The sequence below is a fragment of the Streptosporangium album genome (assembly GCF_014203795.1).
Classification (GTDB): Bacteria; Actinomycetota; Actinomycetes; order Streptosporangiales; family Streptosporangiaceae; genus Streptosporangium; species Streptosporangium album.
Map to the genome: position 1 here is coordinate 4489800 of NZ_JACHJU010000001.1, position 15490 is coordinate 4505289.

The following is a 15490-nucleotide window of genomic DNA, read 5'->3' on the forward strand; positions in this document are numbered from 1 at the left end:
CGCTCACGGATTGCCCAGCGCCCTCTCGAAGACCGAGGTCTCCAGGGTGAAACCGACCGGGTCGGGCAGATGGAGCGGGCTGCCCACCGAGACGCGGGAGAAGGTCTGGTACTCGCCGCCCTTCGGATCGCTGAAAACGGTCACCGTGGCGGGCGCGGCGACCGGGTCGACCAGGAGCATCACGGGGACCAGCCCGGCGGCGTACAGGTCGGGCTTCCTATCGCGGTCGTCGACGACGCTGCCGGGCGAGACGATCTCGGCGACCATGAGCAGGCCCGAGGAGAGCAGCTCGCGGTCGCCCCAGCGGGGGCAGTCGGCCGGGGCCAGCACGAAGTCCGGCTCGACCGGGTCGCGGGGCCCGTCGATGCAGACGTCGACGTTTCCGCTGAATCCGTCCCAGCCTCTCTCCTCAATGAGGGGGAGGAGCGCGCTGTACAGGCGCATTGCGATCCTGGCGTGCTCGGGGGTGCCTACCGGGCTCACTATCAGTCTCCCGTCGATGACTTCGGTGCGGAGCCCGGGCAACTGTGGAAGCGCGTCGAAGAGCTCGCGTGCCGTGCCGGGCAGGGGCTTGGACGCGGTCTCAGGGGTGGGCCTCAGATCGGCGGCGTGCCGTCGCGATGTCATGAGCACGATTATGAGTTTCCCTTCGTGTCCTTGTGAACACGCTGAGTATCTCAAATGGGTCGTTGTGAAATAGGGTTTCGGTAAAAGCGCGGGGTCAGACCCAGCCGGGGCGGACCAGGCCGGACTCGTAGGCGATGACGACGAGCTGGGCGCGGTCGCGGGCGTGCAGCTTCATCATGGCGCGGCTGACATGGGTCTTGGCGGTGGCCGGGCTCATGAAGAGCGTGCGGGCGATCTCGTCGTTACTCATGCCCGTGCCGACCAGTGTCAGGACCTCGCGTTCGCGGTCGGTGAGCGGGTCGAGGTCCGCGGAGGGATGGGGCCGCTTGGCGCGGCTGGCGTACTCGGCGATCAGGCGGCGCGTCACCCCGGGGGAGAGCAGGGCGTCGCCGTCGGCGACGACGCGGACCGCCTGGATCAGCTCGGCGGGCTCGGTGTCCTTGACCAGGAAGCCGCTGGCGCCGTTGCGCAGGGCCTCGAAGACGTATTCGTCCAGCTCGAAGGTCGTCAGGATGATGATCTTCGGTCCGGGGGGCATCTCGCGGGTGGCGGTCAGGCCGTCCATGCCCGGCATCCGGATGTCCATCAGGACCACGTCGGGCTGGTGCTCGGTGGCCAGCCGTACGGCCTGGGCCCCGTCGGCGGCCTCGGCCACCACCGTCATCCCGGACTGGGCGTCGAGCAGGGCCCGGAATCCCGCTCTGACCAGGGCCTGGTCGTCGGCGAGGACAATCTTGATCATTCGGTCTCCTCCGGGATCGGCAGCCGCGCCTCGACGCGGAAGCCCTGTCCATGATGACCGGCGGTCAGCGCGCCGCCGAGTGCGGTCGCCCGTTCGCGCATGCCGGGGATGCCGTTCCCGCCGCCCAGGCTCTCCCCGGGGGGTCCGCCGCCGGAGTCGGTGACCTGGATGAGCAGCTCGCGGGGGCCGTACTCCAGCAGGAGGGTGACGGTCGAACCCGGTGCGTGCCGGGTGGCGTTGGTCAGCGCCTCCTGGACGATGCGGTAGCCGGCCCGGTCCACCCCCGGCGGCAGCGCCCTGATTCTGCCGGTGATCCGTCTGGTGACCGGCAGGCCGCTGCGCTCGACGAGCTCGTCCAGCCGTCCCAGCCCGGCTGTGGGGGAGCGGGGGGCGCCGTTGCGGAGCACGTTGAGGACGGAACGCATCTCGGTCAGCACGTCCTTGGAGGCGTGTTTGATGGTGGTGAGCGCGGTGCGGGCCTGCTCGGGGTGGTCGTCGATCAGGTGCAGGGCGGTGGAGGCCTGGACGTGGATCAGGGAGATGTTGTGGGCCAGCACGTCGTGCAGCTCCTGGGCCATGGTCAGCCGTTCCTCGCTGGCCTGCCGTCTGGCCTCCTCCTGCTCCACCCGCTCGTGCTCGGCCAGGCGATCCCTTCTGGCACGGACGAACTCGCCCGACGCCAGGACGACCCCCATGACCGCGGCTATCGCGACCGTGTGCCACAGGCCGGGGCTGGGGACCGGGGCCAGCCAGGTCGTGTAGACGAGGAAGAACACGTAGGCCATGGCCGAGGCCACCCAGGCCGCGCGCCGGTGGCCGAGGACGACGGCGCTGTAGAGCGCGATGATCGGGCTGAAGAAGATCGGGCCGTAGGCGTGGCCCCGGCCGATGAAGGCGGCGGTGGTGAGCAGGGTGACGGCCAGGGTGAGCGCCGGGTGGCGGCGCCGTACGGTCAGGGCGAGTGGTCCGGCCACCAGCAGCGCGTTGCCGAGCAGGTCCACCGGGACGCGGTCGGGCTGGTTCCACTGCGCGCCCATGGTCGCCATGACCTGGAGGACCGCCAGGAACAGCGGGAGCAGTGGGTCGATCCAGCGGGGTTTGGCGCGCACCTTGGAACTCTATGTCCGCCCTGTTGACCTGCGCGTCCCCCCGGCGGGGCAGCGGCCGCTACGCCACCGGTGGTACGAGGGGCTGACAGGGCAGTCGGGGTGGGACAAGCTGGGATAAGTCTGGAGACAAGCCGTCCGTGGGAGGCTTTAATGACCACTCGCCAGTTAGCCGTGTCCGTCGCCGGGATCCTGGTCGGCGGCTCCGTCCTCTTCGCGCAGCCCGCGGTGGCGTCGCCACCGGCGCAGGTGGGACCGGTGGGCAAGAGGCCCGTCGCCGAGGGATACGGCGGGGCGGTCGCGACGGTCGACCTGGACGCGAGCGAGGCCGCGCTGGGGGTGCTGCGCCGGGGCGGCAACGCGATGGACGCCGCGGTCGCGGCGGCGGCCACGCTGGGTGTGACCGAGCCCTACTCGGCGGGACTGGCCGGGGGCGGGTTCATCGTCTACTACGACGCCCGCCACCGGAAGGTCCACACGATCGACGGCAGGGAGACGGCGCCCCGGGCGATGGCCGCGACCTCCCTGGAGGGCATCCCGTTCGACGACGCGGTCACCAGCGGGCTGTCGGCGGGGGTGCCGGGCAGCGTGGCCCAGTGGGAGCTGGCGCTGCGCCGGTTCGGCACGCTCTCGCTCGGGCAGGCGCTCAGGCCCGCCATCAAGGTCGCCTCCGAGGGCTTCACCGTCGACCAGACCTTCCACGACCAGACGGCCGCCAACGCGGCCCGGTTCAAGGACTTCACCTCCACAGCCAAGCTGTACCTCCCCGGCGGCGCCCCACCGCCGGTGGGCTCCACCTTCCGCAACCCCGAGCTCGCCGGCACCTACCGCCGGCTCGGCAGGGAGGGCGGCGACTGGCTGTACGGCGGGCGGCTCGGCGCGGAGATCGTGGCCACGGTGAAGAAGCCGCCGCTCACCCCCGGCTCCACCCGCAACGCGCGGCCCGGCCTGATGGAGCTGTCCGACCTGGCGGCCTACCGGGCGATCGAACGGCCGCCCACGGAGACGACCTACCTGGGCATGGACGTGTACGGCATCGCGCCGCCGTCCTCGGGCGGTTCCACGGTCGGCGAGGCGCTCAACATCTTGGAGGCGCTTCCCAAGGTCGGCATGCACGAGTATCTGGAGGCGTCCCGGCTCTCGTTCGCCGACCGGAACAAGTACGTCGGCGACATCCCGGGCGTGCCGCTGAAGGAGCTGCTGTCCGACGGGTTCGCCAAGGAGCGCGCCTGCCTGATCGGCGAGCGGGCGATGCCCAACCCGGCTCCGGCCGGAGACCCCGACGGCGACTACGGGCCGTGCCGGGCCGCGTCTCCGGCGCAGGAGACGCGGACGCCCGCCGAGGGCCCGGAGACCACCCACATGGTCGTGACGGACCGCTGGGGAAACGTGGTCGCCTACAACATCACCATCGAGTCCACCGGTGGCAACGGCATCGTCGTCCCGGGCAGGGGATTCCTGCTCAACAACGAGCTGACCGACTTCACCTTCGGTCCCGCGCCCGGCGACCCCAACCTGCCCGCGCCCGGCAAGCGTCCCCGCTCCTCGATGGCCCCGACGATCGTCCTGAACGACGGTGAGCCGGTGCTCGCCCTGGGCTCGCCTGGCGGTTCCACGATCATCACCACCGTGCTGCAGATCCTGGTCAACCGCTGGGACCTCGGCATGTCGCTGCCCGACGCGCTGGCCGCCCCCCGCGCCAGCCAGCGCAACACCGCGCAGACCCAGGCCGAGCAGGGCTTCATCGACCGCTACGGCCCCGAGCTCACCTCCCGGGGGCACAGCTTCACGCCGACTCCCGAGATCGGCGCGGCCACCGCCGTCGAGTTCCTCCGTCACGGGAGGCTCCAGGCCGTCGCCGAGCCCACCAGGAGGGGCGGCGGCAGCGCCCTGGTGGTGAGCGAGCGCCGTTAGCGCCGGCCACGCGGGCCGTTCACGTCGTCGTTCCCTGCCCCGCGCCGGTGGCCCGGGGCGGGGGAAGGGCCTTTCGCCGCTGCCGGTCCGCCGGCCGGCTCGGGCATCTCGAAGGTGGTCTGGAGCGGCGCGCCGCAGGTCGTCCACGCGAGGTTGACGTTGGAGGCGTTGACCGGCATCCGGTCCGCGGCCACGAAGAGCCCCAGGGCGAAGGTCAGCGCCGTCAGGAACATCACGGCGACGCCCGGGAAGCCCCCGATGAACTGGGTGGCCTTCCACGCGGCCGCTCCCACCACGCCGGCCGCCGGGATGGTGGCCAGCCAGATCATCGCTATCCGGGCCAGCACCCCCCACCGGATCCCGCTGAGCCGTCTGCCCGCTCCCGCGCCCACGATCGAGCCGCAGCACACCTGGGTGGTCGACAGCGGGAACCCGGCGTTCGACGCGGCGAGGATCACCGCGGCCGAGGAGGACTCCGCGGCGAACCCCTGCGGGCTCCGGATGGGGGTCAGCCCCTTGCCCATCGTCCGGATGATCCGCCATCCGCCGACGTACGTTCCCGAGGCCATCGCGGCCGCGCTGCTCACGATCACCCATGTCGGGACGGAGGCCTCGTCCCTGATCGTGCCCTGGACGATGAGCGCGAGCGTGATGACGCCCATGGTCTTCTGGGCGTCGTTGCTGCCGTGGGCCAGCGACACCAGTGACGCCGAGCCGATCTGGCCCATCCGGATCCCTCTGCTGCGGATGCGGGCGGGCACGTTCCTGAGGATCCGGTAGATGAGCCAGGTGCCGATGCCCGCCACGAGCATGGCCAGCAGCGGCGACAGAACCGCCGGGACGAGGACGTCCGCCACCGCCGTGGTGCCACGGACCGCGGATGAGCCCGCCGAGACGAGGGTCGCGCCCACCACCCCGCCGATGAGCGCGTGGGACGAGCTCGACGGAAGGCCGAGGTACCAGGTCAGCAGGTTCCACATCATGCCGCCGAGCAGGCCGGCGAAGACGACGGTCAGCGTGATCGCGTCGCCGATCACGATGTCCTCGGCGATCGTGGCGGCCACCTTCAGCGACAGGAAGGCGCCCAGGAAGTTCAGGACGGCCGACAGCGCGACGGCCAGCCTCGGCCGCAGCGCTCTGGTCACGATGGATGTCGCCATCGCGTTGGCGGTGTCGTGGAATCCGTTGGTGAAGGCGAAGGTCAGCGCCGTCGCGACGACAACGACGAGCAAGAGCGGGCCCACATCCATAAAGTGCACTTGATCGTCTTTAGTGATAGGTAATCCATTCTTTCCGTAAATTCAGCCCTTACTCGGTCATTGCATTTCCCGGCGCGGCCACTGGCGCGCCCGGCGCCGGATCCGCCGCGTGCGGGGAGCGTGGGATCACTCGTCCGGGACGTCCCGGACGGGTGACGGGGTGAGCGGTGGTGAAGCCCGGCACCTCGGGCCGGACGTCCAGGGCCCTGGCCCCGGTCTTCGCCGGCAGACGCAGGCAGTCGACCACATGGCGGAGGAGAGAAGGATGCGCTTGCAGCCGATGCAGCGTCCGCGCGGCGCCGGGCAGGGTGAGCGCCGTACGCATCCGCGGGACGAACTGGACGGCGGAGGCGCCGGTGCCGATCACCGCGACCCGCCTACCGGTCAGGTCCACCGAGTGGTCCCAGCCGGCCGAGTGGAAGGAAGGGCCCGGAAGCTCTCGCGGCCCGAGATCTCCGGAAACGACGGCACATGCAGCGCGCCGGTCGCGGAGACCACCGCGTTGGTGGTGAACGTCTCACCGTCGGCGGTGCTCACCCGCCAGTGATCGGCGTCGTCGTCGTACTCCAGTGCGGCGACCTCCTTACCGAACCGATGGAGGTCCCCCTGCCCCCTTCGGAGGAAACGCGAAAAGCGCCGAAGGCGATGCCGTCGGCGCTGTCGGTCTCCTGACCTCTAGAGGATCAGGTAGGCGGCGATGGCGATGACGGCCACCACCGCGACCGCCACCGCGATCGGCACGGTCAGCGAACGCTTCTGGGGCGCGGCCTCGGGCTCATTCCGCTGCGCGAACGCGCGGAACTGCTGGGTGCTGCCGGACGGGTCAAGCTGAGGATCAGACATGGGGTCGACTTTATCGATATCGAATGCCCTTCAACACCAGTTTGTGCCACTTTTGTGGAGGGTCCGTGACCGGTGGGGCTGACGGCATGGGTGAGATGCGGTACTGAGGACGGGACCGCCGGTTGGGGCGGATAGCGTGGTGTCATGCTCCGCATCCTGTTCTCTCCTCGCGCGCTGGTGCTCCACCTGCTCGCGATCGGGGCGCTTGTCGTCTGCGGACTGCTCGGCCGCTGGCAGCTCGGCGTCTTCGAGGACTCGGGCAGGCCTCACGCGACGCGCGATCCCGCTCCGGTGGCTGTCGGCACCCTCACCCAGCCCGGCAAGCGCATGACGAGCGACGCGGCCGGCCGCCAGGTGACGGCGGAGGGCACCTTCGAAAGCTCCCGGCAGCTCCTGGTGGCCGAGCGGGACGGGGGGCTGTGGCTGCTCACCTCCCTCGACCTCGGTGACGGCACCTCGGTCCCCGTCGTACGGGGCTGGGTGCCCAGGGCCGACGACCCGGCCACCGCCGTGCCGGCGGGCACGGTGACCGTGACCGGGCGGCTGCAGCTCTCGGAGGCCACCGACAGCGTGCAGCGCCGCATCCGGCAGCTGCCGCAGGGGCAGGTGATGACCGTGTCGTCGGCGGAACTGATCAACCTGTGGCGGGGCGCGAAGCTGCGCGACGGGTTCGTGGTGGCCACCGCGCAGTCCCCGGCCCCGGCCGTCGCGGCCAGGCCGGTGAGCATGCCCCCTCCGACCGAGGCCGGTGGCCTCACCTGGCGCAACCTCGCCTACGCCGCCCAGTGGTGGATCTTCGGGCTGTTCTCGGTCTTCATGTGGTGGCACTTCGTGCGCGATTTCCTGCGCAGTCGTATGGCCGCGCGGGACCAGGAGCGCGAGAAGGATTCCGGCCCCGAACCGGCCGCCGCCTGAGCTCGCATATCGTTTCCGTGTCCGAACTCCCAGACCGAGGTAGATGACCGTGGAATCCGCTCTCAAGCCCTTCCGTATCCTGGCGTACATCGTCGGCGTGATGCTGCTCGTCCTCGTCACGTGCATCGTGCTCAGGTACGGGTTCGGCATCGAGGGCCCGTCGAAGATCGTCTCTCCGATCCACGGCTTCCTCTACATGCTCTACCTGGTGGCCACGATGAACCTCGGCATGAAGGCCCGCTGGTCGTGGCCGTACGTCGTGGGGGTCATGCTGGCGGGCACCGTGCCGCTGCTGTCGTTCGTGCTGGAGCGCAAGGTCACCCGGCGCGTGGAGACCGAGGTCGCGACCGCGCCCGCCTGACCGTCCCGGGGCCGTGCAGGCCCGGCAGCCCGGCGGAGGGCCCGTTCCTCGGCGAGGAACGGGCCCTCCCGTGCTGTGTCAGCGGCCGAGGCCGCGCCTGCGGGCGCGCTTGAGCCGCGCACGCTGGGACGGGTCGAGCATCAGGTAGCCGATGACCGGGGCGGCGACGACACCCAGGACGACCAGCAGGGTCAGCCAGCCGGGCAGGATCCACCATGCAAGGACAACCGCTATCCCGGCACCGATCGCGTACTTCTGGACGGGCGACATCCTCAACATCCTCCGAACGCGGAGCCGACGCCCCGCCTGGTCTCATTCTGCGTCGTCCGTCCAACGTGTGGACCGGCCGCCCTGGTTCCATCCGAGATATATCGTGATCATCCGGCGCGGGACGTGAGTTGGTCCGCCCGCACCCGGATGGCGTGGAAGCCGAGCGGCTCGAGGAAGGTCTCGACGCCCAGCGTCTCCAGGCTGAGGGGGTCCATGCCGTACGGCGAGCCGCACAGGTACCAGGTCGTGAGGACCCTGCCCCGGTGGAAGACCACGTCGGTGTTCGCCGAGTCCTTCAGGTTGAGGCCACGGGTGTTGCCGAAGGGGTTGGCCTTGGGGTTCTCCATGACGCCGGTCCACAGCGACCGTCCGGCGGCCGACTCCGCCTCGAACGCATTCGCGAAGCTACGGAAGGAGAAGCCGGCCCGTCAATGGCCGCTCTGTCCGTATCGTGCCATAGGCGGACCGGATATCCGGGGCAAGATCGAGTTGGTTTAGTTTGGCACTCCGTCGGCGGATTCGAGCGAGCACCGGAGGATGGACCGTGAGCGGCACCGAGCCGAGGGCGGCGGGAGCTGAGTTCAGTGCGATCGGCCAGGCGCTGGCGATCCTCGGTGACCGGTGGGTGCTGCTCATCCTGCAGCGGGCCTTCCTGCTGCGGATCCGGACCTTCGCCGGATGGCGGGACGCGCTGGGGATCTCCGAGTCGGTGCTCGCGGCCCGGCTCAAGGAGCTGGTCGACCACCGGATCTTCGAGCCGGCCCCCTACCGGAACGGGCGGACGCGCTACGAATACCGGCTGACGGAGCGGGGGCTGTCCCTGTGGGCGCTGCTGGTGGCCATCCACTTGTGGGAACGCGACTGGGCGGACCGGGGGCGGCTACCGTCGCTCCGGCACGACCTGTGCGGCGGAGACGCGGAGCCGTACCTGGGGTGCGGCGCGTGCCGGAAGCCGATGGGCGCCCGTGACACCCGCACCGAGACCGGCCCGCTGACCGCGTTCCCCCGGATCGGCCTGCCCCGCCAGCACCGGCGCACGGTGCGCCCCGGCGCGGCGGCCGACCTGGTGGCCTACTGCCCGGAGACGATGGAGATCCTCGGTGACCGCTGGAGCACCAGCGTTCTGGTCGCCGCCCTCCTGGGGACCCGCCGCTTCGTCGACTTCCAGTCCGGCCTCGGCATCGCCCCCTCGGTCCTCACCGACCGTCTGCGCCGCTCCGTCGAACTCGGCGTCTCCGACCCGCTGCCCGACGGCTCCTACCGCCTCACCGACAAGGGGCTGGCCTTCTTCGCGGTCTTCGCCTTCCTGGTCGACTGGGCCCAGCGCGAACTTCCCGCCCCCGAGGGCTCCGCCCTGACCATCGTCCACAGCCCCTGCGGCGCCGCCCTCGACCCGGTCCTGTTCTGCGCGGCGTGCGGCCGGCCGCTCCGCCGCCGTGAGATCCGTTTCGTTCTGGGCTAGCCGGCACGTCGGCGGGCTACACACCCGCGAGCACGTGAGCGGACGACAGCACGCCCATGGTGACGGCGGCAGGCAGTCGACGCCCCTCGGCCGCTCTCGGTAGGCTGCCTCCCCACCAGCCACGGGAGCTTGCACGCATGTGGTGTCACACAGCCACGGCCAGGGCGTTGACCGCCCTGTCCGTACTGATGGCCGTCGTGGTCGCGTGTGGCGCCGACGGGCCCCGGCCGTCGCCGTTGCTGATCGCCACGGGCCAGCGCGGGGGCGTCTACTTCGACTACGGCACCGGGCTGGCCAAGGCGATCGCCGGCGAGCTCCCCGGTCTCAGTCCACGGGTGCTCACCACCGGCGCGTCGGTGGACAACCTGCGGATGATCGCGTCCGGGCGGGCCGACGTCGCGTTCACCCTGGCCGACTCGGCCGCGCTCGCCGTACAGGGTGCCCCGCCCTTCGACCGCCCACAGCCGGTGCGGGCGCTCGCCCGGCTGTACGACAACTATGTCCACCTGGTCGTCCGGGCCGGTTCGGACATCACGTCCCTGGCCCGCCTGCGCGGCAAGGTGATCTCTGTCGGCGCGGCGGGGTCGGGGACGGAGATCATCGCGGAACGGCTGTTGAACGTCGCGGATCTCGATCCTGACCGGGATCTGACGGTCCACAGGATGAACCTGGAGACGTCGGCGGAGGCGCTGCGCGCGGGAACGGTCGACGCGTTCTTCTTCTCCGGAGGGCTGCCCACCAAGACGATCAGCGGGCTCGCGGGCCAGAGACTCATCCGCCTCGTCGATCTGCGCTCGTACGCGGCCCCGATGCGGCGACGCCATGGCGAGTTCTACAGCGAGCGCACGATCCCCGCTTCCACCTATGGCCTGCCGGAGAGCGGCACGATCGGCATACCCGACTACCTGGTCGTGCGGGAGGACATGGACGAGGCGCTGGCCTATGCCCTGACGGAGCTGCTGTTCACCCATCGAGAGGCGCTGGAACAGGCGCACCCGGAGGCCCGCAGGCTCAACGTGCGCGCCGCGTTGTCGACGGACCCGATCCCCCTGCATCCCGGAGCGGTCCGCTACTACCGGGGCACGCGTTTCTGAGATTCCAGGCGCAGCCGTACCCTGACGTCCAGGCCGGACGGCTCCCGCGCGAGCAGGTCGACGGAGCCGCCGGACGCCGCCACCAGCACCGCGACGATCGACAGGCCCAGCCCGGAACCGTCCACGTTCTGGTGGGCGGGGGATCGCCAGAACCGCCCCAGCGCCCGCGTGCGAGCCTCTTCCGGAAGCCCTGGCCCGTTGTCGAGGACATGGATCTCCGCCAGATCGTCCGCCTGCTCGACGTGCACCGTCACCTCGTCCGCTCCGAACTTCAGCGCATTGTCGATCAGAGCGTCCAGCAGCTGGTCCAACGCCTCGGGCACGGTCAGGACACACCCGCCGAGGCCGCCGGTACGGCGGAGCGTCACCCCGAGCTCCGCCGCCCGGGGACGCCAGGCGTCCAGCCGCCGGTCGGCGGTGTCGGCGGCGTCGACCGCGACCAGGTCGGCGCCGCCCGTCTCGTTCTGGTGCCTCTCCGCGCGGGCGAGCGCGAGCAGCCCCTCCAGCGTCCGGGCGAGGCGCTCGGTCTCTTCGAGGGTGAGCTCGTGTTCGTGCCGGCCACTGGCACGCAGGTGATCCGCGAGGTTCTCCACCCGGAGCCGGAGCGCGCCGAGAGGGGTGCGCAACTGGTGGCTGGCCTGGGAGACGAACGTGCGCTGCCGCTCGAGCATCTCGGTCATGGTGTCCGCCATCACGTTGAAGGAGACGGCCAGACGCCGCAGCTCCGGTGGCCCGGTGGCATGGGCGACCCGGGCCTCCAGCCGTCCCTCGGTGATGTCGTGAGTGACCGCGTCGAGTTCGTGGACGGGACGGAGCGTCCAGCGGGCCAGGCGTCTGGCCGCGAACCAGGTCAGACCGAGCGCGATCAGGCAGCCCAGAGTGATCATTGCCCAGATCCCGGCGATCCGGCCACGTAACCGGTCGGTGGGTCCGGCGGTGACCGCCGCCCCCACCACCTCCCCCTCCCGGATCACCGGCTCGACGATCACCAGCTCCTCGGCCCGCCACGGCCAGATGGTCTCAAGTTCGGGCCGGTCGGCGGAGAGCCCTCGCTCGATCAGCTTCCGGGTCCGCGCACCGGCGAGGGACAGGGTGGGCGGCGAGACCGAGAGGGGCCGTCCGTCCCGGTCCACCACGGCGGCACCGATGCCGAACAGCCCGTGGTAGCGGGCGAGCTCGGCGCGCAGCCGTCCGCTCTGTCCCGAGCGCAGCGCGGGCTCGGCCAGCGAGGCGAACCGCAGGGTGTCTCCCTGCTGCTCGATGAAGGCGGTCTGGGTGTCGCGCGCCGCGACGTTGGCCGCGAACGGCACCGTGAGTGTGACCAGCGACAGGGCCAGCAGCGACATGTAGATGGTCAGCAGGCGGCGGCGCACGTCAGGACTTCCGCATGCGGTAACCGATCCCCCGTACGGTCTCGATCAGTCCGGGCTCGCTCAGCTTCGCGCGGAGGCTGGCCACGTGCACCTCCAGTGAGCGCGTCGCGCCGCCCCAGGTGGTCCGCCAGACCTCCGCGAGGATGCCCTCCCGGGTGACCACCGCTCCCTCCGCCCGGACCAGGGTCGCCAGCAGGTCGAACTCCTTACGCGTCAGCGGGATCTCCGCACCGTCCCTGCGGACCGAACGGCGGACGTGGTCCACTTCGAGGGAGCCGACTCGGGCACACTCGGCCGGTGCGTGGCGATGGCTCCTGACCCGGCGCATGACCGCTTCGATGCGCGCCTCCAGCTCGGCGATCCCGAACGGTTTGACGATGTAGTCGTCCGCCCCCGCCCGCAGACCCCGGACACGCTGCGCCTCCTCCCCGCGTGCCGTCGTGACGATGATCCCGATCTGGGAGTCCGCGCGGATCCGGCGCAGCACATCGACACCGTCCATGTCGGGCAGACCGAGATCCAGCAGCACCAGCTCCGCCCCGGCCGCGATCAGAGCCTCACCGCCCGACCGGGCCCGTTCGACCCGGTGGCCATGGCGCCGCAGAGCCGTCGTCAGCGCATCGGCGAACCTGTCGTCGTCTTCGACGAGCAGGATCCGCATCGACATCTCCAGAGGAAGCAAAGTCTCAACAGTAGCTCAGATCTGCGTCCGCACCCCTCGTCCCGGTGCGGCACCGTCCGTAGGGTCACGGCAACCCCCAGATCACAACGGAGGAGATGGACTGTGAGTACAGCCGGAACGGGTCCTCACCTCGGTCAGGACGGACCAGCGGAGCGGTTGCCCGGAGAGCGGCGGGTCGTCGCCAACATCCTCAGGGGATCCATCGGCAACCTCATCGAATGGTACGACTGGTACACCTACGCCGCCTTCGCGATCTACTTCGCGCCCGTCTTCTTCCCCGAGGGAGACTCGACGGCGCAGCTGCTGAACACCGCCGCCGTCTTCGCGGTCGGATTCCTCATGCGACCGCTGGGAGGATGGCTGCTCGGCCGGTACGCCGACCGCTACGGCCGCCGCAACGGGCTGACGCTCTCGGTCCTCATGATGGCGGCCGGAGCGCTGATCATCACGGTGGCTCCCGGTTACTCCTCCATCGGCGTCCTCGCCCCGGTGCTCCTCGTGGGAGCCCGGTTGCTGCAGGGCCTCTCGGTCGGAGGAGAGTACTCCACCTCCGCCACCTACCTCTCCGAGGTCGCCACACCGGGGAAGCGCGGCTTCTACTCGAGCTTCCAGTACGTCACGCTCGTCGCCGGGCAACTGGTCGCACTCACCGTGCAGATCATCCTGCAGCAGCTGCTCACCGCGCAGCAGTTGCAGGACTGGGGCTGGCGCATCGCCTTCGGCATCGGCACGCTCGGGGCGCTGGCGGTCATGTGGCTGCGCCGGGGCATGGAGGAGTCGGAGAGTTTCACCAGCCAGACGCAGACCGCCGGTTCCGCGCACGGGCAGGGCACGCTCCGCACCCTGATGAGATATCCGAAGGAGGTCTTCACCGTCGTCGGGCTGACCCTCGGCGGGACGGTCGCCTTCTACACCTACACCACGTACATGCAGAAGTTCATGGTGAACACCGCGGGGATGGAGAAGGAGACGGTGTCCTGGATCAACTTCCTGGCCCTGTCCGTCTTCATCTGCCTGCAGCCGATCGCCGGAGCACTGTCCGACCGGATCGGCCGCCGCGCGCTGCTGATGTTCTTCGGCATCGGCGGGACGCTGCTCACCGTGCCGATCCTCACCCTCCTGTCCGGCACCAGCAGTCCGGTGGGCGCGTTCTTCCTGATGCTGTCGGCCCTGTTCTTCGTAACCGGATACACCTCGATCAACGCCGTGGTGAAGGCGGAGATGTTCCCGACCCACATCCGGGCGCTCGGGGTCGGCCTGCCGTACGCGGTCACCGTGGCGGTCTTCGGCGGCACCGCCGAGTACGTGGCCCTCTGGTTCAAGCAGGCCGGGAACGAGTCCATGTTCTTCTGGTACGTCGCCGGGTGCGTGCTGATCTCCCTCGTCGTGTACGTCCGGATGCACGAGACCTCCCGCAGATCCCACATCGACGGCCATCACCCGGAGACGGTCACCGGGTCGTGAACGGCCGGCGGGACGGGTTCAGTCCGTCCGGCTGAGGGTTTCGAGGACCCACCGGCCGGTCCGGAGCGCGCCCTCGCGGGTTTCACCGTGAGGGTCGCTCTCGCCGTTGCGCTGGTACTGGACGACGACCACGAGGTTGCCCGCGCGCATGACCACCCCCGTGTAGTAGGTGAGCTTGTTCGTGGCCTCCACCGTGTAGGCCTCCGCGGCGACTCCGGGGAGGGCCTTCGGGGGTTGGACCAGGGTCAGCGGCAGACCCGCCGATGTCTTGGTCCGCTCGCCCTCCTGTCTGAAGAAACGCAGATAGGCGGCGTGGGCCTTCTCGCCGGAGGAGGACCGCAGGGCCTCGACCCAGAGCACGTAGCGCATGCTCTGCGGCTGGCCGGTGTCCTGGCTGCGCCAGGAGCATCGGTCGGCCTGCTCCTTCGACGGGCCGGAATCCAGCCACAGTTCGGCCGCCTGCTCCTTCGAGATCAGGGCGCAGGGGTCGGGAGCCTTGGCGAAGAAGGTGGGGATCGGCGCGGCGGCCCGCGCCGGGCCGGAGGGGCGGGGCCAGAACCAGAAGGCGGCGCCCGCCGCCACGGCGACGGCGGCCACGGCCGCCACGGCGACGACGAGGGGCCGGCGGGGGAAGGCGGCCGGCCGTGGGGCGAGCCTCTCCAGGGACAGGCGGACCGAGGTGGCGTCGGGGCGGTGGGCGGGATCGTCCGCCAGCAGGCCTTCCAGGAGCGGGGCCAGTGGGCCTTCCACGGGCGGGGCAGCCGTGCCGGAGCCTGGGGCGAGGGCGGCCAGGGGCGTTCCGTCCGGCATGTGGGGGACGGTCTGGGATCCGGTGTCCGGAGACCGTCCCTCGACGGCGGTGAACAGGGTGGCGCCCAGGTCCCGTAGGTCGCCGGTGGGGGCAGGGGCCACGATCCCGGTCAGCACGACCCGGCCGTCGGAGGCGAGCAGCACGGTCTCCGGGGTCGCCGCGAGATGGACACCCCGTCCGTGGGCGGCGGCCAGCGCGTCCAGCACGCGCAGGCCCACCTCTGCCGCCCGTCCGGCGGAGAGCGGCCCGTCGGAGCGGACGGTCTGGACCAGCGAACGCCCCTCGACCGACTCCAGGACCAGCCACACCCGGTCGGGAGCGGAGATCACGTCGTGGAGGGTGGCGATACCGGGGTGCCGGAGGCCGGACGCGGCGCGGATCTGGCCGAGGAGCCAGTCGCGGTGCGGGCTCGGAGGCGGGAGCCGTACCTCGGCGATCGTGACGTCGCGGTTGAGCAGCTCGTCGCGGGACCGCCAGGTGGTGCCCATGCGGTCGCGGCGCTCCAGCAGGCGGTACCGTCCGGCGAGCAGATTGGGATCGGTCATTCCCGTCGCTCCGCGGTCCCGG

17 protein-coding genes and 1 pseudogene are annotated in these 15490 nt (G+C 70.7%); 6 read left to right on the forward strand and 12 right to left on the reverse strand.

Going from position 1 to position 15490, the window contains the following annotated elements; genetic code table 11:
* Positions 1 to 3 precede the first annotated feature (3 nt).
* The 3 genes from FHR32_RS21545 to FHR32_RS21555 form a co-directional block, all read right to left on the reverse strand.
* A complete protein-coding gene (locus FHR32_RS21545; protein WP_221465500.1) occupies positions 4 to 627 on the reverse strand; it encodes a Uma2 family endonuclease in 624 nt (207 codons plus the stop codon).
* A gap of 94 nt (positions 628 to 721) precedes the next feature.
* The gene (locus FHR32_RS21550; protein WP_184755936.1) at positions 722 to 1369 is read right to left on the reverse strand and encodes a response regulator; all 648 of its coding nucleotides are present in this window, start codon (positions 1367 to 1369) and stop codon (positions 722 to 724) included.
* Positions 1366 to 2478 carry a sensor histidine kinase gene (locus FHR32_RS21555; RefSeq protein ID WP_184755937.1) on the reverse strand — a complete coding sequence of 371 codons (1113 nt, stop codon included), beginning with the start codon at positions 2476 to 2478 and terminating at the stop codon, positions 1366 to 1368. Before FHR32_RS21555 ends, FHR32_RS21550 begins: the two co-directional genes overlap by 4 nt.
* Before the next feature lie 150 nt (positions 2479 to 2628).
* On the opposite strand from FHR32_RS21555, the gene FHR32_RS21560 reads away from it, so the two are divergent.
* Positions 2629 to 4389, forward strand: coding sequence for a gamma-glutamyltransferase family protein (locus FHR32_RS21560; RefSeq protein WP_184755938.1), 1761 nt, complete (start codon positions 2629 to 2631; stop codon positions 4387 to 4389).
* On the opposite strand, the gene FHR32_RS21565 is transcribed toward FHR32_RS21560, so the two are convergent.
* The 4 genes from FHR32_RS21565 to FHR32_RS21575 all read right to left on the reverse strand — a co-directional run bounded on the left by FHR32_RS21565 (position 4386) and on the right by FHR32_RS21575 (position 6491).
* Entirely contained in the window at positions 4386 to 5621 is a 1236-nt protein-coding gene (locus FHR32_RS21565) for an inorganic phosphate transporter (protein ID WP_246466256.1), read from the reverse strand. The two genes, FHR32_RS21560 and FHR32_RS21565, sit on opposite strands and share 4 nt — an antisense overlap.
* A gap of 76 nt (positions 5622 to 5697) precedes the next feature.
* Positions 5698 to 6042 carry a hypothetical protein gene (locus tag FHR32_RS46755; protein WP_312882558.1) on the reverse strand — a complete coding sequence of 115 codons (345 nt, stop codon included), beginning with the start codon at positions 6040 to 6042 and terminating at the stop codon, positions 5698 to 5700.
* A complete protein-coding gene (locus tag FHR32_RS46760) occupies positions 6033 to 6185 on the reverse strand; it encodes a hypothetical protein (RefSeq protein WP_312882560.1) in 153 nt (50 codons plus the stop codon). Before FHR32_RS46760 ends, FHR32_RS46755 begins: the two co-directional genes overlap by 10 nt.
* 138 nt (positions 6186 to 6323) lie before the next feature.
* Entirely contained in the window at positions 6324 to 6491 is a 168-nt protein-coding gene (locus FHR32_RS21575; protein WP_184755940.1) for a hypothetical protein, read from the reverse strand.
* A 144-nt stretch (positions 6492 to 6635) separates the two neighbouring features.
* Between FHR32_RS21575 and FHR32_RS21580 the strand changes: the two genes are divergently transcribed.
* Positions 6636 to 7406 (forward strand): SURF1 family protein, encoded by a 771-nt coding sequence (locus tag FHR32_RS21580; RefSeq protein ID WP_184755941.1) that lies wholly within the window; start codon positions 6636 to 6638, stop codon positions 7404 to 7406.
* 43 nt (positions 7407 to 7449) lie between these two features.
* Positions 7450 to 7767 carry a DUF3817 domain-containing protein gene (locus tag FHR32_RS21585; RefSeq protein ID WP_221465501.1) on the forward strand — a complete coding sequence of 106 codons (318 nt, stop codon included), beginning with the start codon at positions 7450 to 7452 and terminating at the stop codon, positions 7765 to 7767.
* A gap of 78 nt (positions 7768 to 7845) precedes the next feature.
* Here FHR32_RS21585 and FHR32_RS21590 read toward each other — a convergent pair whose 3' ends face one another.
* Positions 7846 to 8037 (reverse strand): tail-anchor membrane protein, encoded by a 192-nt coding sequence (locus FHR32_RS21590; protein ID WP_184755942.1) that lies wholly within the window; start codon positions 8035 to 8037, stop codon positions 7846 to 7848.
* A 107-nt stretch (positions 8038 to 8144) separates the two neighbouring features.
* Positions 8145 to 8423, reverse strand: a pseudogene (locus tag FHR32_RS21595) (carotenoid oxygenase family protein); the annotation flags it as partial.
* A 158-nt stretch (positions 8424 to 8581) separates the two neighbouring features.
* On the opposite strand from FHR32_RS21595, the gene FHR32_RS21600 reads away from it, so the two are divergent.
* Both FHR32_RS21600 and FHR32_RS21605 read left to right on the forward strand, forming a co-directional pair.
* Positions 8582 to 9499, forward strand: coding sequence for a winged helix-turn-helix transcriptional regulator (locus tag FHR32_RS21600; RefSeq protein WP_184755943.1), 918 nt, complete (start codon positions 8582 to 8584; stop codon positions 9497 to 9499).
* 137 nt (positions 9500 to 9636) lie between these two features.
* Entirely contained in the window at positions 9637 to 10593 is a 957-nt protein-coding gene (locus FHR32_RS21605) for a TAXI family TRAP transporter solute-binding subunit (RefSeq protein ID WP_184755944.1), read from the forward strand.
* Here FHR32_RS21605 and FHR32_RS21610 read toward each other — a convergent pair.
* Entirely contained in the window at positions 10572 to 11966 is a 1395-nt protein-coding gene (locus FHR32_RS21610; RefSeq protein WP_184755945.1) for a sensor histidine kinase, read from the reverse strand. The two genes, FHR32_RS21605 and FHR32_RS21610, sit on opposite strands and share 22 nt — an antisense overlap.
* Position 11967: 1 nt before the next feature.
* On the reverse strand, positions 11968 to 12627 hold the full coding sequence (locus tag FHR32_RS21615) for a response regulator transcription factor (protein WP_184756638.1): 660 nt from the start codon (positions 12625 to 12627) through the stop codon (positions 11968 to 11970).
* Between the two features lie 123 nt (positions 12628 to 12750).
* On the opposite strand from FHR32_RS21615, the gene FHR32_RS21620 reads away from it, so the two are divergent.
* Positions 12751 to 14112, forward strand: a complete 1362-nt coding sequence (locus FHR32_RS21620) for an MFS transporter (RefSeq protein WP_312882561.1) — start codon at positions 12751 to 12753, stop codon at positions 14110 to 14112.
* Between the two features lie 18 nt (positions 14113 to 14130).
* Here the strand turns inward: FHR32_RS21620 and FHR32_RS21625 are convergent, their stop codons facing one another.
* Positions 14131 to 15468, reverse strand: coding sequence for a protein kinase family protein (locus FHR32_RS21625; RefSeq protein ID WP_184755946.1), 1338 nt, complete (start codon positions 15466 to 15468; stop codon positions 14131 to 14133).
* Positions 15469 to 15490: the final 22 nt, after the last annotated feature.